Raw genomic sequence first — 25,746 nt, 5'->3', positions numbered from 1 at the left:
ATGTATTTAAAATTTTTGTACGATAAAGACTCCTGCAATAACCAAAAGAGCTCCCAATAATCGAGGAATATTCAAAGTGTGCATACTAGCACCAATTAATCCAAAATGATCAATGATCACCGACACGATTATTTGTCCAGCTAAAACGTATCCAACCGTAGCTGCTACTCCTATTCTGGGCATGAGAATGGTTGTCGCCAATACATAGAAAGCACCCAGTAGTCCTCCTGTCCACATCCACCAGGGAGCTTCAAACCATTCTTTTTTGAACAACGATCCTTTTACAAAAAAAGATATGATTATTAATGAGATGGCACCTACTGTAAAAGAAATGGCCGAAGCAACAATAGGTGATCCCACCACCGTCCTTAGCTGCGCATTAACACTAAATTGTGTAGGCAAGGCCATTCCTGCCAATAATGCGAAAATTATGAATATGATAGCCATGTATTTTCCCCTTTCTCTTACTTTGATCAATTAGCCAATCTGAAATTGAACGAAGTGCTTCAATAAATCGTTTATCCGATTTTAGAACCACGAGAAAAGAAAATACCAAAAGAACGGTTTCAAGTGTGTCCATTGCAAAAGTAATCCCGCCTCACAGTATTATCCCCTCTCAAATTCTGAAGATTGAATATCCCCTACAGATGAGTCAATAATATAACTTAAATATGGGAATACTAGATTGGTCACCTTCTCAATTTATTCGATTAATCATTGACAACCCGAGTATAATTCACGCAGTATAATAAGTAAAATTAATAATAAATATAGGAGGTATACTAAATACTTATATGGATATTAATTATGAACTCTATAAGATCTTCTATATCACAGTAAAAGCTGGAAGTATGTCTAATGCGGCAAAGGAACTGTTTACATCACAATCGGCAGTTAGTCAGTCCATAAAACTACTTGAAAATAAGCTAGGTGGACAATTGTTCCATAGAAGAGCACAAGGAGTGTCCCTTACTACGGAAGGAGAGATATTATTTCAATATGTAGAACAAAGCTATGAGTTATTACAGGCGGCTGAAAGAAAATTTTTGGAATTAAGGAATTTAGATGCTGGCCAACTAAAAATAGCCGTAAGCACAACAGCTTGTAGTAACTTCTTGATGCAATACCTAGAGACATTCTCCTTGGCTTACCCTAATATCGAGATTTATATCAAAGATCAATCTACTCATTCTACAATTAAGCAGCTAGAGTCAGGCGAAGTTGACATAGGAATCATCAATCTGAACGGAAGCAGAGATTCGCTGACGGTGATTGGAAAAATAGAAATACAAGATTGTTTTGTAGTAGGTGAGAGATTTAAAGAAATATGTGATAAACCAATATTCTTAAAAGAACTAGTGGTAAATTACCCGATCATTCTCATGCAGAAAGGACTTAATACAAGAAAATATATTGACAACTTTTTCACTTCATATGGCTTAAAAGTAATACCTAAAGTAGAACTGAGTACCATGGAACTGTTAATTGAGTTTGCTAAAAAAGGTTTGGGCATATCGTGTGTAATCGAGGATTTTGTTCGCAGCGATTTGGATCAACAACAGCTATTCATAGTGCCCATCCAAGAAATCATACCTAAAAGGTTTTTAAGTATTGCTATCAAAAAAGACTTGCCCCTTTCTTCAGCAGCTCAGAAGTTTATTGAGCTTTTTCAAAGCTGCACAGTATAAATTTATAAATTGGGTTATTTATTAAAGACTTGTCTAAAAAAAGCTCACTGAGGGCTTCTTATTTGACAGTCAACGAACCTCGCTTCAACCGCTCCAGAATGAGGTCGTCTGCTCCTGCGACAACTGGATGGTTGGTATAGTGAGCATTAAATAGGTAGATATCTAATCGGCAATGGAATAATCAAGTTCTTGTCCTTGGCTCGGAGCAAGGAACTTGATTTCTTAAAACAAAAAAGCCGTCATTTAGGCGGCTCCTAATGCAACATGCTTTTGTCCTCCGACATTCTTTTATTAACTCAAAGCTCAAGTCTACCAACCAATTTTTTTGAATCAATCTCCTCGTTCTGACATGACGTACCAACCGCAGTGCCCTTCGGCTGTTAACTATTGGCATATGGAAAGCACCACCCGTATCCCGATGGGTGACTGAATATTGCATTGGAGTATCCATTTTGTCGGGATGTTTACTTTAGGTAACCATGATGTCATATTATTCTGATCCATTCTTGTAATCAATTCGATCTGCGATCCCAAACTTCTTCATGAGTTTATGATACGTCCAACCTTCTACGATATGGAGTCGTATGGCCCTCTACCTTGGTTTCAAACGTATACTCGTTGCAGCTGTATCCCTGGACACCTGGTTGGTGTATGGCAGGCAGATGATATGATCCTCAGATTCCAGTTTATGACTCCAGTAATTTTTTTCCTTCTCAAATAAGGCTTTCAATGACATCCCTCCTGCTTCTCGGGGCCTGTTCCCCCCCCCGGTTGGATGGTGCGTTGTTACGTACTTGAGCGTTGTGTCAGAAAAAGAATACTTTGCAGGCAAGGGCAGTCGGACAAGCCGCCGCCCTTTGCACACACAAAGTGAATTCATTGCATTTAGAAAACAAAGTCGATGGAATCCGGCGAGAAGCCTTCCGGTTGCTCGTCCGAGTTCACCTGAATATCGCTTAACAGTAAATCTGGATTGATCCCAACCTGGGACAGGATCGCTATCAAATCCCTGCTTAATCTCTCAATAGCGTCAGCTCCAAACAGCTTCGTGCAATATTCAAACGAACCCTTGATCTCCCCGTCTTCATCACTCATGGACAAGGTCAAATCGAATTTGGAAATACGATGCTCCTGAACATACGGACTGAAGGACAGCATTTCAAGCTTCGCTTCCTGTGACTCCATATTTTCCAGTACAAACATAGTGTCAAACAACGGGTTACGGCTTGCATCCCGTGCTACATCCAGCTTTTCCACCAACTCTTCCAGTGGATAATCCTGATGCTCGAAGGCTTGCAGCGTACGATCTCTGGCTTCCTGCAAGTAGCTGTGGAACGTTTGGTTGCCCCTCGGCTGATGCCGGATGGCTAGCGTATTGACGAACATTCCGATCAGTGGCTCCAGTTCAGGCAACAAGCGGCCTGCTACCGGCGTACCGATGATCAAATCTTCCTGACCGCTGTATTTGGACAGCAGAACGGTGTAGGCGCTTAATAGCACCATGTACAGCGTGCTTCCGGTTTGTGCCGCAATTCGGTGCAGTTGCTCGGATACATTCGCGTCCACTGTAAATTCATACATCGCACCCTCGAAGCTGCGAACAGCAGGTCTAGGATAAGCAATTGGCAAATCCAGTACCGGCAATTCTCCGGCTAAATGCTCCAGCCAGAAGTGTTCCCGGCGTTGGTATGATTCACGCTGCATCTCCTGCTGCTGCCACACGGCATAGTCCTTGTACTGAATTTGTAACGGCTCCAATGCCTGTCCCTCGTACAGTTGTACCAGCTCCTGCACGATATTGTTAGACGATACACCGTCCGAAATAATATGGTGCATGTCGTACATCAGGAGATGGCGCTCTGGTCCAGTTTGAAGGAGACGGACACGCAGCAGTGGTGCCTGACGAAGATCAAAGCTGCGTACAAAGGACCCGATATAGGCTTCGGCTTCGGACTCCCTGGCCTGCAAGTGCTCTACTGCAAACTCCACTTGATCGTACACCCGCTGAACGACCTCGCCTTCCACCATTTCAAAGGAAGTCCGCAACGTTTCATGGCGGGCTATTAACTGACGGAACGCATCCTCCAGCCGATCGGCCTGAAGCGGTCCCTCTACGGTTAATACACCCGGCATATTGTAGCTAAGATCCCCACCTTCCAGATGGCTCAAAATGTACAGTCGTTTTTGAGCCGAGGAAACCGGGTAGTACGCCTGTTTCGCCGCCGCAGGGATCATCGTATAGGTGTCTGTGCCGTGCGTAGCTATGAGCTGGGCTTGCTGCTCAATCGTAAAGTGTTGGAACACCTCACGCAGCGTAATCCGGCTGTCCAGTTCCTGATGGATTTTGGCCACCAGCGTCGTTGCCCGCAGGGAGTGCCCACCCACGTCAAAGAATGAGTCGGTGACTCCTACGGTGGACAGCTTCAAGACATCCTGCCAGATTTGGGCTAGTTTGGCTTCCAGCGGCGTCCGCGGTGCAACGTACTCCTGGCCTCCTTCGAGACGTGCTTCCGGTGCCGGCAACGCCTTGCGGTCGATTTTCCCGTTCGGTGTCAGCGGGAAACGATCCAGTTGTACCACATACGTCGGGATCATGTAATCCGGCAGCTTCGGCTGCAGCGCATTGCGCAGCTCCGGCAAACTCAGGGACTCTGAAGCTATGATGTAGGCACACAGGTCCTTGTGTCCGTCTTCGTTTTCCCATGCTGTGACCACGGCTTTCTGAATGCCGGCCACGGTCAGCAGCTGCGCTTCCACTTCGCCCAGCTCGATCCGGTAACCCCGGATTTTCACCTGGTGGTCGATCCGGCCCAAATACTCAATGCTGCCGTCTGGCAACCACCGTGCCAGGTCGCCCGTCCGGTACATCCGGTTTGCGTGAGTGCTGTCCGCTTGATCGGCTGCATCAGCGAACGGATTCGGGACGAACTTCTCTGCCGTCAGCTCCGGCAAGTTCAGGTATCCTCGTCCGACACCTGCACCTCCGATATAAAGCTCACCTGCGATACCGATCGGCACCAGCTGTTGCTGGCTGTTCAAGATGTACACAGACTGGTTCGCTATCGGCGTTCCGATAGATACCGTATGCTCCCCTTTTTCCAGCAGTACGTTCAGGGACTCTACATCTTCAACCGTATAAGCAGTCGCATCTACCGTGGTTTCGGTCGGACCATACACGTTCGTAATGACCGGATGATACCCGGACCACTTGTGCAGGAACACATTTACCAGCTGCACGGATAATGCTTCGCCACCGATCAGGTAATGCTTCACTTCCGGCGCTTCCGTCACATTGACGCTTTCGTTCAAAATATGCAGATGCGCAGGTGTGCCGTCCGACAGATCAATCCGGTGCGTGCGGTAGTAGGCGATCAAATGCTCTCCGCTCAGACTGACGTCACGGGACACCACGTGCAGGGTGTGGCCTAACAGCAAGCTGGCAAAGATTTGCTTCACTGAAGCGTCAAATACAAATGCCGACAGCCATGCGACATGAAGCGGCTGTTCATAACGGCTGTATACTCGCTCCAATAAAGCATCTACCAGATTGCTAACACTGCCCTGCTCGATCATGACCCCTTTCGGCTGGCCGGTGGTACCTGACGTGTAAATCATATAGGCCAGGTTATGCGGGCGGGCGACAGGGATTAAATTGCTCGCATCCTGTGCTCCCAACTGAGCTTGAACGTCCTCGTCGTCAAGTACTACAGCTTGTACTAGGGATGGCAAGCTGAGCGAGAGGTTGGCGACTCTGCTTGTAATCACGACCCTGGCCCCACTGTCTTGGAGCATGTAGTCGATGCGCTCCTGTGGATACATCGTATCCATCGGCACATACGCGCCTCCGGCCTTAAGTACCCCCAGAATGCTCACCAGGATATCCGCAGAACGTTCCAGCAATACCCCTACCGGTTGATCTGCTTCGACCCCTTCCGCTCGTAACACACGAGCCAATTGGTTCGCACGCTCATTCAGCTCAGTGTAGGTCAGCGCGGTGTCCCCAGACACGACTGCTATCCGCTCAGGGTTGCGCTCAGCTTGCTCTTCAAAGCGCTCACTGAGCGAACGTCCTTGCAATGCTCCAAGCAGGCTGTGCGCATTCGGATCATTGAACACCTTCAGAATCTGCTCGGTTTCTTCTGCCGTAATCAACTCCAGCTCACCCAGCTTCGCATCCGGGTTCGCCGCCACGGCTTCGGCCAAGCGAACAAAGTGACGCGTCATCCGTTCTACCGTTTCGCGCTCGTACAACGCAGTTGCATACTGCAATCCGAACTGGATACCTGCCTCTTCCTCTCTGGCTTCCAGCGTTAAATCAAACTTCGCTGGCGTTTGTTCCAAGCCGTATGGACGGAAGCTCAGATCGGCCAGTTGCAGTTCGCCTTCCTCGGTAGTTTGCAGGGTAAACATCGTATCGAACAGCGGATGGCGGCTCATATCCCGTTTCACATTTAGCTTTTCCACCAGTTCCTCAAATGGGTAGTCCTGATGTTCATAGGCTTGCAGAGCACAAACTTTCACTTCTTCCACGTAGCTGCGGAAGGTATGTTCCGCTGTCGGATAGTTTCGCAATGCCAACGTTCCGACGAACATCCCAATCATTGGCTCCAGATCTGCATGCGGTCGTCCTGCAATCGGTGTGCCGACTACAATATCTTCTTGCCCGCTGTATTGGTGTAAGAGCGCGGTGTACGCTGCCAGCAGCACCATATACAGCGTCGAGCCTGTGTGCGCCGCCAGTTCCTTCAGGCGTTCGCTTGCTTCGCGCTCCAGCCCGAACACCACCGTATCGCCTGCCGTACTTCGTACCGACGGACGGGCAAAGTCTGTCGGTAGATCCAGCACAGGCAGTTCACCCCGGAAGGTGTCGAGCCAGTACGCTTCCTGACGTTGCATCCACTCTTGATGGGCTTCGCTTTGCTGCCATACCGCATAATCCTTGTACTGTATACGCAATGGGGAAAGCTCTTCGCCGTCGTATAAGCGGACAAATTCATCGGTCAGTACTCCCATGGACACACCATCCGAGACGATATGGTGCATATCGAGCATGAGCAAATGCTGTAGTTCCTGCTCGGTTCCTTGTACACCCAAATCTACCAAGCCTACCCGCAGCAGCGGAGCGGATTGCAGATCGAACGGACGTACAAACTGTTGCACACGTTCTTGTGCTTCCTGACTGACCATCGTGTCCGCAGTTGCACCCTCTACCTGTACCTTCGTATACTCCACCTCGAACGGCACGGTGTCCTCAATCCATTGCACCGGCTCACTGTCCACCAGCTCAAAGCGGGTACGCAACGTTGCATGGCGGGCGATCAGTTGACGGAACACGTCCTCCACTCGCTTCACGTCCAACGGACCACTCACTTGCAGCACTGACGGCATGTTGTAGTTCACATCATTCGGGTCGAACTGATGCAGCACATACAGTCGTTTTTGCGCCGAGGAAAGCGGGTAGAAGCTGCGTTCTTCCGTCACCGGAATGGACACATACGCCACTTGATCCAAACCTTCCATGACCGCTGCCAGTTGTTCAATCGTTGGCGCTTCAAAAATACTGCGTAGTGGAAGCGGCTTGTTCATCTCCTTGTGAATCTTCGAGGCCAGCGTCGTCGCCCGCAGCGAGTGTCCGCCAATCTCGAAGAAGTTTTCCTTCACACCGACCTGCGCCAGACCCAGCACATCCTGCCAAATTTGCGCCAGCTTCACTTCCACCCATGTCCGCGGTGCTACATAATCGGCTCCGCTTTGCAGGCTGTCTTCTGGTGCTGGTAAAGCCTTGCGATCGATTTTACCGTTCGGTGTCAGCGGCATTTGTTCCAGCTGTACCAGATAGGAAGGGATCATGTAACCCGGTAGCTTCTGGCTCAAAGCGCTGCGTAGTTCACTTGCCACAACTTCCCCATCGGCGACCACATAAGCGCAGAGCTGCTTCTGCCCTTGCTCATCTTCACGCGCGATGACCACAGCTTCTTGCACCGCTTCCAGATTCAACAGCTGCGTTTCTACCTCGCCCAGTTCGATCCGGTAGCCCCGAATTTTCACCTGTGCGTCGATCCGTCCCTTATATTCCAGCGTCCCGTCCACATTCAAGCGTACCAGGTCACCTGTGCGATAGCAGCGTTCTCCGCTGCGGAACGGGCTGTCGATGAACTTTTCGGACGTCAGGTCCGGACGGTTGCGGTATCCACGTGCCACCCCGTCACCGCCTACCAGCAGTTCACCCCATACCCCGACGGGTTGAAGCCGCATCGAACGGTCCACGACGTACGCTGTTGAATTATGGATCGTTCTACCAATTGGCACCGATTCCGATTGCACACCGGTGATCGCATGCACTGTGGAAAAAGTCGTATTTTCAGTCGGCCCATAGATGTTACTGATTCGCAGGGACGGATGAGCCTCCAGCACCCGGTTCATATGTGCTACGGACATCACATCACCGCCGACCAGCAGTTCCCGTATCCCCTCGAACAGCGTCAGATCCTGCTGGGACAGCTGGTTAAAGAGCGGTGTGGTCAGAAACATCGTGGTAATGCCGTGGCTGCGCACAGCTTCCTTAAGCTTGGGTGCGTCCAAAATGACATCCTGGCTCACTAGCACCAGCTGTCCACCATTCAATAGCGCCCCCCAAATTTCGAAGGTGGATGCATCGAAAACAATAGCCCCTGTTTGCAAAATGCGCGTGTCGGCATCCAATTGCGCGTAGTTTGTATTTTTCACCAAACGTACGACATTACGATGCTCCACCATAACGCCTTTCGGCTGCCCCGTCGTACCCGACGTATAGATCACATACGCCAGATCGTTTGGACCAGACAGCGACTCCAGATTGGAACCATCCTCGTGATACACACCCTGTGCCCCATTCAGCACCAGCACGTGACCGTCAAAAGCTGCTTTGTCTACCAGATGGCTTTGCGTCAATAACACCTCTGCCCCCGAGTCGTCCAGCATGTAGCGGATACGTTCCTCCGGATACGTCGGATCGATGGGCACATATGCACCCCCGGCTTTCAAAATGCCTAAGATCCCCACGATCAAGTCTACCGAACGCTCGGTCATTAGACCCACCAGTCGATCCTTCGTCACGCCTTGACTACGCAAGGTACGAGCCAGACGATTGGCGCGTTCATTCAGCTCGCGATAGGTCAACTGCTCTCCTTCGAAGAACAACGCTGGCTGTTCCGGTGTCTGCGCCGTTTGTGTCTCGAACAAGCCATGAATCGTTTGCTCGCTTGGATACTTAGCAGCTGTATTTCCCCATACGCTGAGAATTTGCTCGCGCTCCTGCTCACTTACCATATCCAGCTCATGCACTCGAATGTCCGGCTTCGCCACCACCTGCTCCAACAGCTGTATCAGATGGCCCTGAGTCCGTTCAACGGCTTCACGATCATATCGCTTCGCATTGTATTCAAATCGGATTTTCATCGCTTCCTGCGGCATAACGACCAGATTAAAATCATAGTTGGTTTGTTCAATCATGCCGGCATTGCGAATTTCAAAATCCGACGCTGGACCTTCGCCAAGTTGCTCGACCTGCTCCTCCACCGGATAGTTTTCAAACACGATAATGTGGTTGATCAGATCTTGCTTTTGCTCGCTCAAGGCTTGAATTTCATATAGCGGATACGTTTCATAATCTTGAGAAGTCAGCGCCTGCTGCTGATTCGTTCTGATCATGTCAGCAAAGGTGTCCTCAGCCCCACTGCGGATACGTATTGGAATGGTGTTAATGAACAAGCCCACCATATTTTCGATCCCCGTAATATCCGCTGGACGACCAGACACTACACCGCCAAAAACAGCGTCGTCACTACCGTTGTACTTTTGGAGCAGCAAGCCCCAGGCTGTTTGCAGCAATGTATTCGCGGTCACGTGATGCTGCTTAGCCACCATTTCCATACGTCCGGTCAAGTCCTTGCCGAGATCGCACAGGATATGCTCAAATTGTGCACCGTCCGCTTTCACGCCTACTTTTCCGGTCGGAATCGAAGTTTGCTGATCATAGCCGAGCAAATAATCCTTCCAGTACGCAGCAGCTGCTTCTACATCCTGTGCTTCAAGCCACTCAATATACTGACTGTATGGAGTCACGGGGGCAAGCTTCGGGTCTCTATGCTCCACGGCTGCAAAATAAGCCTCAAACACCTCATCCGTGACTAATGCCACACACCAGCCATCCATCAAGATGTGATGAGAGCTCCACACAAAATAATAATCCTCATCACCTGTTCGTAAAATCGCCACGCGCATCAACGCATCCCGGGACAAATCGAATCCGGCTGCCTTGTCCTTGCGAATAAATTCCTTCACATACGCGTCACGCTCCTGCTCATTCAGATGACGCAAATCTTCACATCTAAAACCAACCTCCTTGCGGCGGAAAATGACCTGCACAGGCTCATCCTGCCAACCGCTGATGAAATTGGCTCTAAAGATCTCATGCCGCTGCGCCAAATGGTTCAAGCTATCTTGGAAAATATCCGCTTGGAAGCGTCCATGCAAATCAAAGGTCGTTTGTTCAAAATAAGCACCTGACTCTGCATCCATCAGACTATGGAACAACATGCCTTTTTGCATCGGCGTCAGCGCATAGACATTTTCCAGTTCCCCCATGTCGCGAGTCCGTTCTACCAATTGATCCAGCTCGGCCATGGTTACATGTTTCAGCATGACATCGCTTGGCGTCAGCTCTTGCTGTTTGCGGCCTGTGCAATGCGCAATGATTTCCTGCAAACTGATTCGGAACGCTTCAGCTAGCTGCTCCATCGTTTCACGACGATATTCCTGCTTGCTGTAGCTGATCGTCAATTGCAGTTCGCCTTCCGAAATCAGTCCGTTCATATCCAGCGTGTGCGATCTGGCTGCATGGGCGCTAAGCTCTGCACCGCTAGCGTAAGGAGATACGCCAATGGATTGATTTTGCATATCTTGATCAAATTGTCCCAAATAGTTAAAGCTGATTTCAGGTTCGGTTACAAAACGCTCTTGCTCACGTGCTGCGGACAGGTATCTCAACATACCGTAGCCAATGCCCTTTTGCGGAATGCGGCGTAGTCCTTCTTTCACCTGTTTGATGCGCTGTGAAAGGTCTTGCCCCACGCTCATATCCAGCACAACCGGGAATTGGGTCGTAAACCAGCCCACGGTGCGCGTAATATCCAGTTCTGGCAGAATGGACTCCCGTCCATGACCTTCCAGGCTCACGAGCACTCGTTCCAGGCCCGCCCAGCGATGAATCGTCAGTCCCAATGCGGTAAGCAGCAAATCATTCATCTCCGTGTTGTAAGCACGATGCGCTTGTTTTAACAGCTGCTCCGTTTCCTGAGCTGTCCACGTAACTGTAATGTTCTCGCTGTCCCTATTTAAGGAATGAGAAGGGGACTCGTCTTTTGGAAGCGGCTGATATACGCCTTGTTCCATTTCCTGCCAGAATGCGAGTTCTGCTGCCATGGCCGGACTGTTCGCATATTGAGACTGCCCATCCGCCCAGGTGCGGAACGAATCCGTTTTGTGCGGAAGACGAGCCGCTTGTCCGTTCAATGCCTGCTCATAGGCGGTCGTAATATCCTCGAACAAAATGCGCCAAGATACGGTATCCACCACTAAGTGATGAATAGCTATCAGCAAATGATCTCCATCTGGACAATGGAACAGCCCCAGCTTCACCAGCGGTCCTTCGCTTAAATGAATACCCGCCTGAATTTCATTCACTTTGGCCTCGATCGCCGCTGCCACCCCAGTCTCATGGCTGAAGTCCATACGTTCCAGCGTATACAGCTCGCCCTCCCCAATCGCGCGGTTCCAGGCTTCATAACCGTGCTCACTAGGACGGAAAATGATACGCAGTGTGTCGTGATGGCTAACGATTTGATCCATCGCTGTGCGCAGGGCCGGTTCATCAAAACCGTCCTTGCTATGCAGCATAATGGACTGGTTATGATGATGAGCATCCGTCAGGTTCTGCTCAAAGAACCATTGTTGAACGGGTGTCAGTTTCACAGCGCCCACCACTTCGCTCTGATCCGCCAATCGGGTCACCGATTGGACTTTCAGTGCCAAGGCAGACACGGTTGGATGACTGAACAGGTCTTTCATCTCCAGTCGATAACCTGCTTGCAGCAATCGGGAGGATACTTGCAAGGCCTTGATCGAATCGCCACCCAGTTCAAAGAAGTTATCCTGCGTGCCTACCGCTTCCACGCCGAGTACTCCGGCCCATACCCCAGCCAGCACTTGCTCCACCGTGGTACGCGGTGCCACATAAGCTGCACCGGTATGGATGCTTCCTTCCGGTTCCGGCAAGGCCTTGCGGTCGATTTTTCCGTTGCTCGTCAGGGGGATCGTCTCCAGTCGCATCAAACGTGCTGGCACCATGTGCGCTGGCAGCCCGGCTTCCAGTTCGGCCTGTACCTCCTCGATCCGCAGCTCGGCTTCTCCCGTGATGTATCCGCACAAGTACTTGTGTCCACGCTCATCCGTCCGGTCGATGACTACCGCTTGACGCACGCCCGGCACCCGCTGGATCGCCGTTTCAATCTCGCCCAGCTCGATCCGGTAGCCGCGGATTTTCACTTGATAATCCATCCGGCCGATAAAGTCCACATTACCGTCCGGCATCCACCGCGCCAAGTCGCCTGTGCGGTACAATCGTTCACCCGGTACGTACGGGTTCGCTAAAAATTTCTCGGCCGTCAGTTCTGCACGGTTCAGGTAGCCCCGTGCTACCCCAGCTCCACCAATACACAGCTCACCCAGTACACCGATCGGCACCGGATTCAGCTGGCTGTCCACGATGTAGAAGCGCGCGTTCAGCCACGCCTGGCCAATCGGCACATTGCCGCTGTCCGGCAGCTTCGACAGTTCTTCGTCGTAGAAGCTAGAGTCAATCGCCGCTTCCGTGACGCCGTAGCTGTTCATAATGCGAATATCTGCGCCAAATCGTTCTTGCAGTACCCGGTAATCCGTCACGCTACAGCTATCCGAGCTGGTGATCAGCAATTCCAGACTGCTCATGTCCAGTCCCTGTTCATATACATGCTGCATAAACGGTACGATCAGGGCCGGGGTCGATTCGAACACCGTAATCTGGTAGTCGCGAATCCAGCCATATAGACGGCTTGGGTCGATGCGATCGTCTTTCGGACAGATAACCATCGTTCCGCCGTTATAAAGCGTCCGCGCGATATCCCCGACGAACACGTCGAAGGAGAAGCTCGCCAGTTGCAGCAACCGTACCGGGAACTGGTTCAGACGGTAATCCCGACGGTATGCCGCAGCCGTATTCACCAAGCTGCGATGCTCAATCATGACGCCCTTCGGACGTCCCGTTGTACCGGAGGTGTAGATCACATACGCCAGATCCTGCGGTTCGTTGATGTGATTGACGTCTGTGGTATCCCCGGTGTACAACGACTCATCGTCCAACGCCAGTACGGTATGCAGACGTATCCCCGTTGCGGATTCGGATGTAGTTTTGCTTTCATCCAGCCATACCTGTGCACGCTCCTGCAACCCCGTTTGGGTCAACAGTACCGTCGCACCACTGTCCTCCAGCATGAAACGAATACGTTCGGACGGATAGTCTGCATCCAGCGGCACATACGCGCCTCCAGCTTTCCATACCGCCAATACGCCGACCAGCATGTCCACTGAACGTTCACTCAAAATGCCGACAATCGATTCGCGTCCAATGCCTTCATTCCGCAATCTACGCGCCAATTGGTTCGCACGCTCGTTCAGTGTGCGGTACGTAAGCTGCTGCTCTTCGTACACCACCGCCACGTGATCTGGTACAAGCTGCGCCTGTTCTTCCACATAGGTATGGAACAAGGCTCCTGCTTCAACAGCAGCAACATCCGATACTCCCACATCTCCAAAACCGTAGATGATTTGTGCCTTTTCCTCGACAGTTACCATATCCAAAGTTGCCAGTGGCTGCTGCGGATGCAGGGTAATTGCACGTACAAGTTCGGTAAAATGCTGTGCCAATCGCGCGATGGTCTCAGCCTTGTACAGCGCCGTGCTGTATTCCAGACTGCACAGAATGCCTTCCGGCTGCTCCACTGCATCCAAGGTCAGATCAAATTTGGCCGTATGATTGTCCGTCGGATACGTTTTAAAGGTCAGACCCTCCAGCTCGAACTCCTGCTGTTCAAATGTTTTCAGCTCAAACATCGTGTCAAACAGCGCATTCCGGCTCGTATCCCTCGTTAAATTCAGCTTTTCAACCAGTTCTTCAAAAGGATATTCCTGATGTTCGTAAGCACTGAGCGCATGCTCTTTGACCTCTTGCAGATAATCCAGGAACGTTTTGTCGCCAGACGGATAATTGCGGATCGCCAGCGTGTTGAGGAATACGCCTACCAAGCCCTCCAGTTCCGCATGCGGTCTTCCGGCAATCGGCGTGCCGACGATAATATCCTCCTGCCCCGAATATTTATGCAAGAGCGTGCTATACGCTGCCAGCAACACCATGTACAAGGTGGATCCCGTTTGCGCGGCCAGCTGTTTCAACTGCTCGCTGTCCTCCAGGCTGATCGCAAATTCCAATCGAGCTCCTTCTAGACGCTGTGCGGCTGGTCTTGCAAAATCCGTTGGCATATCCAGTGCTGGAATGTCACCAGCCATCGTGTTCAGCCAGTAGCTTTCCTGCTCACGAAGACGTTCACTTTGCATATCGGCATGCTGCCAAACGGCATAGTCCTTGTATTGGATGCGCAGGGGCGGCAGTTCCTTGCCTTCATACAATTGAGAGAACTCCTGCACGATAATTCCTTCAGTCACGCCATCCGAAATAATATGGTGCATGTCATAGAGCATGACGTGACGCTCCGGTCCGGTTTCCACCAGCTGAACCCGCAGCAACGGTGCTTGTGCGAGATCAAATGCACGTACAAAGTCCTGTGCGTACTGCTGGGTCTCTTCTTCGCTTGCCTGCACATGCTCCACGTTGAATGCGACGCCCGATTCAATCCGTTGAATCACCTCACCATCTACCATGTCGAATCGGGTTCGCAGGGCTTCATGACGGGCAATCAGCTGGCGGAAGGCTTGCTCCAGTCGCGTTTTATCCAAGGAACCTTCAATAATCAAAGCGCCTGGCATATTGTAGCTAACCTCTCCGCCTTCCAGGTGACTCAGCACGTACATCCGTTTTTGCGCCGAGGAAACCGGATAATATACACGTTCCTCCGCAACAGGGATGGATACATACGTTTGCTGTGTCTGATCTTCTCCCATCACCTGCACCAGTTGCTCAATCGTCGGATATTGGAAAATATCTCGCAGCGCCAGCTTGTAATTCAGCTCCTGATGGATTTTCGCCATCAGTGTTGTCGCGCGCAGAGAATGTCCTCCCACTTCAAAGAAGTTATCCTGGATGCCTATCCGCGAGTGATTCAAAACACTTTGCCAAATACGTACCAACTGCTCTTCCAGCAGTGTCCGCGGTGCCACGTACGCTGTGCCTCCTTCAAGCCGTGCTTCCGGCGCAGGCAACGCTTTGCGGTCAATTTTCCCGTTTGGTGTCAGCGGGAAATGATCCAGTTGTACGACATACGTCGGGATCATATACCCCGGCAGCTTGGGCTGCAGCAGGTTGCGCAGCTCGGGCAAATTCAGCGCCTCAGAGGCTACGACATACGCACACAAATCCTTGTCTCCGTCTTCGTTTTCCCAGGCGGTGACGATGGCTTTCTGAATGCCGTCCACGGTCAGCAGCTGCGCTTCCACCTCGCCGAGTTCAATCCGGAAGCCCCGGATTTTGACCTGATCATCCATCCGGCCGATAAAGTCCACATTGCCATCCGGCATCCACCGCGCCAAATCGCCTGTGCGGTACAATCGTTCACCCGGCACATATGGATTCGCTACGAATTTCTCGGCGGTCAGGTCTGCACGATTCAGATAGCCTCGTGCCACTCCAGCTCCGCCAATGCACAGCTCGCCCAGTACGCCGATCGGCACTGGATTCAGCTGGCTGTCCACAATGTAGAAGCGGGCGTTCAGCCACGCCTGACCAATCGGCACATTACCGCTGCTTGGCAGCTTCGATAGATCTTCATCGTAGAAGCTGGAGTCGATTGCTGCTTCTGTGACGCCGTAGCTGTTCATAATGCGGATATCTGCGCCAAATCGTTCTTGCAGCACCCGGTAATCCGTCACACTGCAGCTATCCGAGCTGGTAATCAGCAGTTCCAGACTGCTCATGTCCAGCCCCTGTTCATACACATGCTGCATAAACGGTACGATCAGGGCCGGGGTCGATTCGAATACGGTAATCTGGTAATCGCGAATCCAGTCATACAAACGGCTAAAATCAATCCGGTCGTCTTTCGGACAAATAACCATCGTGCCGCCGTTATAGAGCGTCCGCGCAATATCCCCGACGAACACGTCGAAGGAGAAGCTTGCTAGTTGCAGCAGTCGTACTGGGAACTCGTTCAGACGGTAATCCCGACGATACGCCGCAGCCGTATTCACCAAACTGTGATGCTCAATCATGACCCCTTTCGGACGTCCTGTTGTACCGGACGTGTAAATGACATACGCCAGATCCTGCGATTCGTTAATAGGCTCGATATCGGTGGTGTCTCCGATGTACAGCGACTCATCGTCCAACACCAGCACGGTATGCAAACGCAGCACTGTTGCCGGTTCGGATGCTGCTTCGCTGTCAGACTTCGAATCTGATTTCAAGCTTACGCCTTCACTAAGGCGGTCTCTTTCCATCGTTTCAGCGCTAACCGCCGTCTCCAGCTCACTCTCATTCTTTCCTTCGCCCAGACCCCATTGGCTTTCATTCAGCCAACCCAGTGCACGCTCCTGCAAGCCCGTTTGGGTCAACAGTACTGTCGCGCCGCTGTCCTCCAGCATGAAACGAATACGTTCTGATGGATAGTCTGCATCTAACGGTACATATGCACCTCCGGCTTTCCATACCGCCAATACGCCGACCAGCATATCCACCGAGCGCTCGCTCAAAATGCCAACCATCGACTCGCGTCCAACGCCTTCGTTCCGCAATCTCCGCGCCAATTGGTTCGCGCGCTCGTTCAGTTTTCGGTACGTAAGCTGCTGCTCCTCGTACACCACCGCCACGCGATCCGGCACAAGCTGTGCCTGTTCTTCCACATAGGTATGGAATAAGGCTCCTGCTTCAACAGCAGCACAATCCGTTACCCCCACATTTCCAAAACCGGAGATGATTTGTGCTTTTTCCTCGGCAGGTACCATATCCAAAGCTGCCAGTGGCTGTTGTGGATGCAGTGTAATTGCACGTACGAGTTCGGTAAAATGCTGCGCCAATCGCGCAATCGTTTCAGGCTTGTACAGCGCCGTGCTGTATTCCAGACGGCACAGAATGCCTTCTGGCTGCTCTATTGCATCCAAGCTCAGATCAAATTTGGCCGTATTATTTTCCAGCGGATATGAATTCAAGGTCAGACCTTCCAGCTCGAACTCCTGCTGCTCCAATGTTTTCAACTCAAACATCGTGTCAAACAGCGCATTTCGACTCGTATCCCGCGTCAAATTCAGCTTTTCAACCAGCTCTTCAAAAGGATAGTCCTGATGCTCATAAGCACTGAGCGCATGCTCCTTCACCTCTTGCAGATAATCCATGAACGATTGGTCGCCAGACGGATAATTTCGGATTGCCAGCGTGTTGATGAAGACACCTACCAGACTCTCCAGTTCCGCATGCGGTCTTCCAGCAATCGGCGTGCCGACTACGATATCTTCTTGGCCTGTGTATTTATGCAAGAGCGTAGTGTACGCCGCCAGCAGCACCATATACAAGGTTGAACCTGTTTGCGAAGCCAGTTCTTTCAGGCGTTCGCTAACTTCACGCTCCAGTCCGAATTCGATCGTATCCCCTGCCGTACTCTGCACCGCCGGACGGGCAAAGTCGGTTGCCAGATCCAGCACAGGCACGCCGCCCCGGAAGGTACCCAGCCAGTACGCTTCCTGACGCTGCATCCACTCCTGGTGGGCTTCGCTTTGCTGCCATACCGCATAATCCTTGTACTGAATCCGCAATGCCGGTAGCTCTTCACCGCCATACAAGCGGACAAATTCATTGGTCAGTACCTCCATCGACACACCATCCGAAACGATATGGTGCATATCGAGCATGAGTAAATGCTGGGATTCCTGCTCTGCTCCTTGTGCGCCCAGATCCACCAAGCCTACCCGCAGCAGCGGCGCAGCTTTCAGATCGAACGGACGCACAAACTGCCGGACCTGTTCTTGTGCTTCCTGGCTGACCGTCGTGTCCGTAGCTGTATCCAAATCTGTAGATGTGTCCTGATCTGTATCCGTAGTTGCACGCTCTGCTTGTACCTTCGTATATTCCACCTCGAACGGCACGGTGTCCTCAACCCATTGCATTGGCTCACTGTCGATCAGCTCAAAGCGGGTACGCAAGGTCGCATGGCGGGCGATCAATTGACGGAACACATCTTCTACTCGTTTCACATCCAGCGGACCACTCACTTGCAGCACCGACGGCATGTTGTAGTTCACATCACTTGGATCAAACTGATGCAGCACATACAGTCGTTTTTGCGCCGAGGATAACGGGTAGAAGCTGCGTTCTTCCGTTACCGGAATGGACGCATAGGTTACTTGATCGAGACCTTCCAGTACGACTGCTAGTTGCTCAATCGTTGGTGCTTCAAAAATACTGCGCAGTGGAAGCGGCTTGTTCAGCTCCTTGTGAATCTTCGAGGCCAGTGTCGTCGCCCGCAGCGAGTGTCCGCCAATCTCGAAGAAGTTTTCCTTCACACCAACCTGCGTGAGACCCAGTACATCCTGCCAAATGTGCGCCAGTTTCACTTCCACCCACGTTCGCGGTGCGACATAATCGGTTCCGCTTTGCAGGCTGCCTTCCGGTGCTGGCAGGGCTTTGCGGTCAATTTTGCCATTTGGACTCAGCGGCATCTGCTCCAGCTGTACAAAGTACGACGGCACCATGTAGCTTGGTAGCTCCTGGCCCAGCTCACTTCTCAGCTCACTGGCTCCGAGCTCTTGCCCGGCGACATAGTAGGCCACCATTTGTTTTTGGCCCGTCTCATCTGCACGCGCCGTGACCACGGCTTCGCGTACCGATTCCACTTGGAGCAGCTGTGATTCGACCTCGCCCAGCTCAATTCGGTACCCGCGGATTTTGACTTGATGGTCGATCCGGCCCAAATATTCAATGTTACCGTCTGCCATCCATCTCGCCAAATCTCCTGTGCGATACATCCGTTCATAGCCGGCTTCCCCGCCCGCAAACGGATCGGCTACGAATTTCTCGGCCGTCAGCTCTGGACGGTTCAGGTAACCGCGGGCTACACCTACACCGCCGATGCACAGTTCTCCTGCAACCCCGATCGGCTGCAATTGCTCCGTACCTTCCTTCACGATGTACAGACGAATGTTTTGGATCGGTTTTCCGATTGGAATAACTCCATATTCCTCATCCGGTTCACAATCGAAGTACGATACGTCCACTGTCGCTTCGGTCGGGCCGTAGAGATTGACCAACTTCGCTCCGGCCAAGCTCGACACAAGCTGCTGGAACCGGGCCACATGCTGTGGCGGCAACGCTTCGCCGCTGGCAAAGACATGGCGCAGCGTTGCCAGCTTCGTTTGCATCACTTCCCGTGGCTGCTGCTCCACGTACTCCAGGAACGCATGCAGCATCGCAGGTACAAAGTGCATTGTACTCACGCCATCGCGGGCAATCGTGTCGACGATGTCTTCCGGGTTCTTTTCCCCGCCTACCGACAGCAAGCTCACCTTTGAGCCGACCATCGACCACCAGAACAGCTCCCACACCGACACGTCGAAGGTGAAGGCGGTCTTTTGCAGGATCGTATCTTCTGCACTCAAGCCGTACCGATCATGCATCCACAAAATCCGATTTAGCACAGAATGGTGCTCCACCATCACGCCCTTCGGTTTTCCCGTGGAGCCGGAGGTATAGATGACATAGGCTACATGGTGTGGCCCGGCCAGTGGCTCCAGATTGGAGCCATCTTCGTGGTAGATGTCCTCGTGTTCCAGTACCAGCACTTGGCCGCCGAAACTCAGCGTTGCTTGCTCAGCCAAATGCGATTGCGTCAGCACCAGCTTCGCTTCCGAGTCCTCCAGCATAAAGCGGATGCGGTCCGCCGGATATTCCGGATCGATGGGCACGTAGGCTCCGCCTGCTTTGAGGATCGCATAGATACCTACGATCATGTCCAGCGAACGGTGAACCAAAATGCCCACAGGCTGATCCGGTTCAACACCTGCGGCACGCAGCGTCCGAGCCAAACGGTTCGCGCGCTCATTCAACTCCGCGTAGGTCAACGATTCCGATCCGTACAGCACTGCCACTTGATCTGGTGTTTCCGCTACCTGCTTCTCGAACAGCGCACTTAACGTCTGATCCTGCGGATAGGCTGCCGCCGTATCCCCCCAGACCTGAACGATCTGCGTCTGCTCTTCGGGTGTCACCAATTCCAGCTCATTCACACGGATATGCGGATTATTCACGATTTGCTCGATGACATGCAGTACATGTCCCTGCATTCGCTCTATCGTAGACCGCTCGTATACATTGGCGTTGTATCTGAACATGATGCGGAAGGTTTCATCGGGCATCACAATCAAGTCCAGATCATAATTCGTTTGCTCGACAACCTCTACATTCGTAATTTCAAAAGCGGATGGACGAACTTCACTAAGCTGCTCGACTTGCTCCTCTACCGGATAATTCTCAAATACCATAATGTGGTTAATCAGATGCTGCTTCTGCTCGGTCAATGCCTGAATTTCATACAGCGGGAAGCTGTCATAGGCTCCCGAGGCCAGTGCCTGTTCCTGCGTTTTCCGCATCACTTCCACAAAAGTGGCATTCCGTTCACTTTGAATCCGCACCGGGATCGTATTAATGAACAAACCAATCATATGCTCTACGCCAGCAATATCCGTCGGACGTCCAGATACGACACTACCGAAAATAACATCCTCGTTGTTGTTATATTTCTGCAAAATAAGGCCCCACACGCTCTGCATCAGCGTATTAATCGTGACCTGCTGCTGCTTTGCAATCCGATGTATGGCTCCGCTCCACGTTGGGTCCAGATCTACCGTTATTTTTTCAGAAACATATTCGCTGGTTTCACTTGCTGTAGTGGATGGAACATGTTCCTTTTCTTTTTCCTTGCTGTCCGGCGTTGGCTCCTTCCATAAAGCATCTGCACCCGGCAACAACGTCTGCTGTTCAAAGCCCGCCAAATAGCTGCTCCAGTACTCTTTTGCCGCACGTTCATCCTGACGCCCCAGCCATTCGATATATTGGCCATATGGTGTGATAGGAGCAAGCTCCGGCTGCTTCTGCTCCAGTAGTGCAAAGTACGTACCAAACACTTCACCTGTAACCAGCGATAAGCACCAGCCATCCATGACAATATGATGGAAGCTCCATACCAAATGATACGTTTCTTCATGGGTCTGCAATACCTGTACGCGCATGAGCGCATCCGTACCAAGATTAAAGCCTCTAGCCTGGTCCTCTTGCTTAAACGCCTGGATATACGCCTGTTGCTCTGCTTCCTGCATTTCCCGTATATCTTGGAAAGAAAGGTCGCTATCTTTATGACGGAACACGATCTGCAATGGCTCCTGACTGTGCCCTGTCTCAAACATATGGAAATTCGTTCGCAGTGCTTCATGACGCTGTGTCAGTACATCCAGACTCTTGCGGAAAACAGCTACATCAAAGCTGCCTTTTTGATCAAACGACGCTTGCTGGAAGTAGGCGCCTGAGTCCGGCTCCATCAGATTATGGAACAGCATCCCCTTCTGCATAGGCGAAAGAGCATACACATTTTCCAGCTCGCCCACAGAAGCCGTTCGCTCTGTCAATTGTTCCAGCTGCTTCAGCGTCAAGCTCTTGAACAATACATCACTTGGTGTTAGCTCACTCCGCTCTTTGGAGGCACAATGAGCGATCACTTCCTGCAAGCTTTCCTGCAGCAACTGCGCAAATTTTTCTACATTTTGCTGATGATATACCTTACTGTCATAGCGAATGTCCAGTGTCAGCGCGCCCGCTGTAATCATTCCGTTCACATTCAAAGGATGCTCCAGAACGGTATGGTCACTCATCGGCTCTCCACCTGGATGTGAAGACAGCGTGATATCCCCATTTTCCAAGTCCTGATCAAATTGTCCTAAATAGTTAAAGCTAATTTCGGGCTGCAAGGTCCAGGAAGGATGGGCATCATCCTGAGACATATAGTTCAAAATCCCGTAGCCAATGCCCTTATGCGGTACATGGCGCAGGTCTTCCTTCACCCGCTTGATGCGCTGCCCGACTTCTGCCTTTCCGTCCACATCTAGCAGCACCGGATACTGACTCGTAAACCAGCCCACGGTACGGGTGATGTCGATATCTGGAACAATGGCTTCCCGGCCATGTCCCTCCAGATTGACCAGCACACGCTCCTGACCGCTCCAGTTATATACCGCTGTGCCGAGTGCGGTCAACAGCAGATCATTGACCTCGGTGTGGTACGCACGATGTGCTTCCTGAAGCAGCAGCCGTGTTTCCTGTTCACTCCAAGCTACGCTCACCGTCGCAGTGTCTCTGATTAGAGAATGTTGTCCCTCCGCTCTCTCTTGATCCTTAGGCAACGATGCAACTTCCGTTTGGGCAAGACGGTGCCAGTATTCGAGTTCGTCTTCGATGGCCGGACTATTCGCATATTGTGATAAGCGCTCTGCCCAAGTGGAGAACGAGTCCGTTTTATAAGGCAGGTGAATCGCTTCTCCCCGCACGGCCTGCTCATATCCCGCGGCAAAATCCTCAAACACAATCCGCCATGAAATCCCGTCTACGACCAAATGGTGAATCGCAATCAGTAAATGATCTCCATCCATGCAGCGGAAAAGCCCCAGCTTGACCAGTGGTCCCTCGTCCAGACGAATGGAACTTTGGATGGCATTCGCTTTCGTTTCAATCGCCACCGCCACATCCGCAGCATCTTCGATACCCGTCAAATCAACAACGTCCAGACTGTACAGCTGACCTTCGTTCAAACCGCGATTCCACGCTTCATAGCCCTGTTCGGTCTGACGGAAGACCATACGTAGCGCATCATGATGCTCCGTTACCTTGGTCACCGTTTCACGCAATGCGGCTTCATCGAATCCCTGTGCTCTATACAGCATCACCGACTGGTTGAAATAATGTGGCTTTGCTGAGGATTGTCCAAAGAACCATTGCTGAATCGGGGTCAATCTAACTGCCCCCGAAATCACACGCTGATCAGCTGTACGGCTGACCTTGTGTACATAACCACTCAGCAGCGAAATGGAAGGATATTGGAACAAATCCTTCATGTCCAGCTTGTAGCCCGCTTGCAGCAAACGGGAGGATACCTGGATTGCCTTGATCGAATCGCCGCCCAGATCAAAGAAATTATCCAAAATCCCGACTCTCTTTGCTCCTAATACAGCCTGCCAAATGGACACTAACGTCTGCTCCAGCGCTGTGCGCGGCTCTACATAATCCGCTCCGCTTTGCAGACTGCCTTCTGGTGCTGGCAGGGCCTTGCGGTCGATTTTACCGTTCGGTGTCAGTGGCATTTGCTCCAGCTGGATGAAATACGAAGGCACCATGTAGTTTGGTAGCTCCTCACCCAGTAAGCTGCGTAGCTCACCAGCGCTTACGTCTCTTTCGGCGACATAGTACGCCACCAGTTGGTTCTGCCCCTGCTCGTCCGCTTGGGCCAGCACGATGACCTCTTGCACGTCTTCCACTTTCAATATTTGTGCCTCGACTTCGCCCAGCTCGATCCGGTAGCCCCGGATTTTCACCTGATGGTCGATCCGGCCCAAATATTCGATGTTGCCGTCCGGCATCCATCTCGCCAAGTCACCCGTACGGTACATTCGTTCATAGCCTGCTTCCCCAGCCGCAAACGGGTTCGCTACAAATTTCTCAGCCGTCAGCTCTGGGCGATCCAGATAACCCCGAGCCAGACCCGGACCGGACACGCACAGTTCACCCGCTACGCCTACCGGAGCCAAATGTCCATGCACATCCACCATGTATACCCGGTGATTCGGCACAGGGCGTCCGATAGAAATCAGCTGTCCGGCTCTATCATCCTCGGATACGGGCCAGATGGACGTCGCCACCGAGTTTTCGGTGGGACCGTAGCCGTTGTAGTACGCCACTTGATCCTTCCACTTGTACACCAATTCGGTTGAGGATGCAGAACCCGCCGTGAACAGAATACGCAGATTTGGCATCCGTTCTGGCTCCAGATACACCGCATAGGTCGGCGGCAAAGCGGCTACCGTGATTTGGTAATCCGCCATATATTGCTCAAACCGCTCGTAGTTCAAAATTGTTTCTGTCGTTGGTACATACAGTGTGGCTCCGCAGAACAGCGCCTGGAAGATTTCCCAGCAAGCCGCATCAAACGAATAGCTGGCGAACAGCAACGCATGATCCGACGTACGGATCTTGAGTGTCTGATCAAAATACGTTTTCAGATTGCATAGCCCGTGATGCTCCAGCATCACGCCCTTCGGCTGCCCCGTTGTACCCGACGTGTAGATTACATACGCCAGATCGTTCGGACCGGACCACGGCTCCAAATTGGAATCATCCTTGTGGTACACATCCTGCGCTCCATCCAATACCAGTACTTGACCATCGATAACTGCTTTGTCCACCAGATGACTTTGTGTCAACAGCAGCTTTGCACCTGAGTCGTCCAGCATATAGCGGATACGCTCCTCTGGATACGTCGGATCGATGGGGACATATGCACCTCCAGCTTTTAAAATCCCGAAGATGCCCACGATCATGTCCACCGAACGCTCGGTCATCAGACCCACCAGACGATCTTTCGTCACGCCTTGACTACGCAAGGTACGAGCCAAACGATTGGCGCGTGCATTCAGCTCGCGATAGGTCAGCTGCTCTCCTTCAAAGAACAAGGCTGTCTGCTCCGGCGTCTGCGCGGTTTGCGCCTCGAACAAGCCATGGATCGTTTGCTCGCTTGGATACTCGGTCGCCGTATCTCCCCATACGCTGAGAATTTGCTCACGTTCCCGCGTGGTTACCATATCCAGCTCATACACGCGAATGTCCGGCTTCGCTGTCACCTGTTCCAGCAGCTGTACCAGATGACCTCGAATTTGCTCTACACTTTCCCGTTCAAAGGCCAGCGCATTATACCCAAAGCTCATATGAATGGTGTTCCCTGGCAGCACCACCAGGTTAAAGTCATAGTTGGTCTGCTCGACAGACTCAGCTCCTGTGATGCTGAAGCTGGACTCATCACTGCTACCTAATTGCTCCAATTGTTCCTCTACCGGATAGTTCTCAAAAATAAGAATATGATTGATCAAATCCTGCTTAAGCTCCGACAACCCCTGAATTTCATACAACGGATACGTATCATAGGTATGGGAAGCAATCGATTGCTCCTGGGTTTGCTTCATCACATCGGAGAATAAACTGTCCACTTGACTGCGGATGCGTACAGGAATGGTATTGATAAACAGACCAATGATATGCTCCACATTCGGAATGTCTGCTGGACGTCCAGATACCACGCTGCCAAACACCACATCATCTGTACCATTATATTTTTGCAGCAACAGGCCCCAAACGGTCTGCATCAACGTATTAATGGTTACCTGATAACGCTTGGCTACGCGCTGAATGCCTGCCGTTAGATCCGCGCCCAAGTCAAAATCCAGACGCTCCGCCTGATATTCCGTTTTGCCCTGAATTTTAGCCTGTGGCAGGCGGGACTGTTCCTCATATCCTTCCAGAACCTTGCTCCAGTAACCTGATGCGGCCTGACGATCCTGCTGTTCCAGCCATTCAATATATTGACTGTACGGCGTTACAGGTGCCAGTTCAGGCTGCTTATGAGCCAGTATCGCAAAATAACTCGCAAACACTTCGCCTGTCACCAGCGACAAGCACCAGCCGTCCATGACGATATGATGGAAGCTCCATACAAAACGGTACGCATCCTCACCT

The 25,746-nt window shown here is 51.6% G+C and carries 3 protein-coding genes (1 of these 3 only partly in view); 1 reads left to right on the top strand and 2 read right to left on the bottom strand.

All coding sequences use genetic code 11. The annotated features are described in order from the left end of the window. Nucleotides 1–6 precede the first annotated feature (6 nt). Complete coding sequence (locus MHI21_RS12960; protein WP_023988632.1) at nt 7–447, bottom strand: DMT family transporter; 441 nt, start codon at nt 445–447, stop codon at nt 7–9. A 347-nt stretch (nt 448–794) separates the two neighbouring features. On the opposite strand from MHI21_RS12960, the gene MHI21_RS12955 reads away from it, so the two are divergent. Further along, nucleotides 795–1,688: a LysR family transcriptional regulator gene (locus tag MHI21_RS12955; protein WP_342418310.1), complete on the top strand. Its 894-nt coding sequence runs from the start codon at nt 795–797 to the stop codon at nt 1,686–1,688. A gap of 885 nt (nt 1,689–2,573) precedes the next feature. Here MHI21_RS12955 and MHI21_RS12950 read toward each other — a convergent pair. Further along, a protein-coding gene (locus tag MHI21_RS12950) for a non-ribosomal peptide synthase/polyketide synthase (RefSeq protein ID WP_342420160.1) crosses the window boundary here: on the bottom strand, nt 2,574–25,746 show its 3' portion. It continues 18,986 nt past the right edge of the window; only the last 23,173 of its 42,159 coding nucleotides appear in the window; the start codon falls outside the window, past its right edge; its stop codon occupies nt 2,574–2,576.

It is taken from the genome of Paenibacillus sp. FSL H8-0168, from assembly GCF_038592955.1.
Taxonomy (GTDB): Bacteria; Bacillota; Bacilli; order Paenibacillales; family Paenibacillaceae; genus Paenibacillus; species Paenibacillus polymyxa_B.
This window is presented reverse-complemented; position numbering and strand designations above follow the sequence as displayed.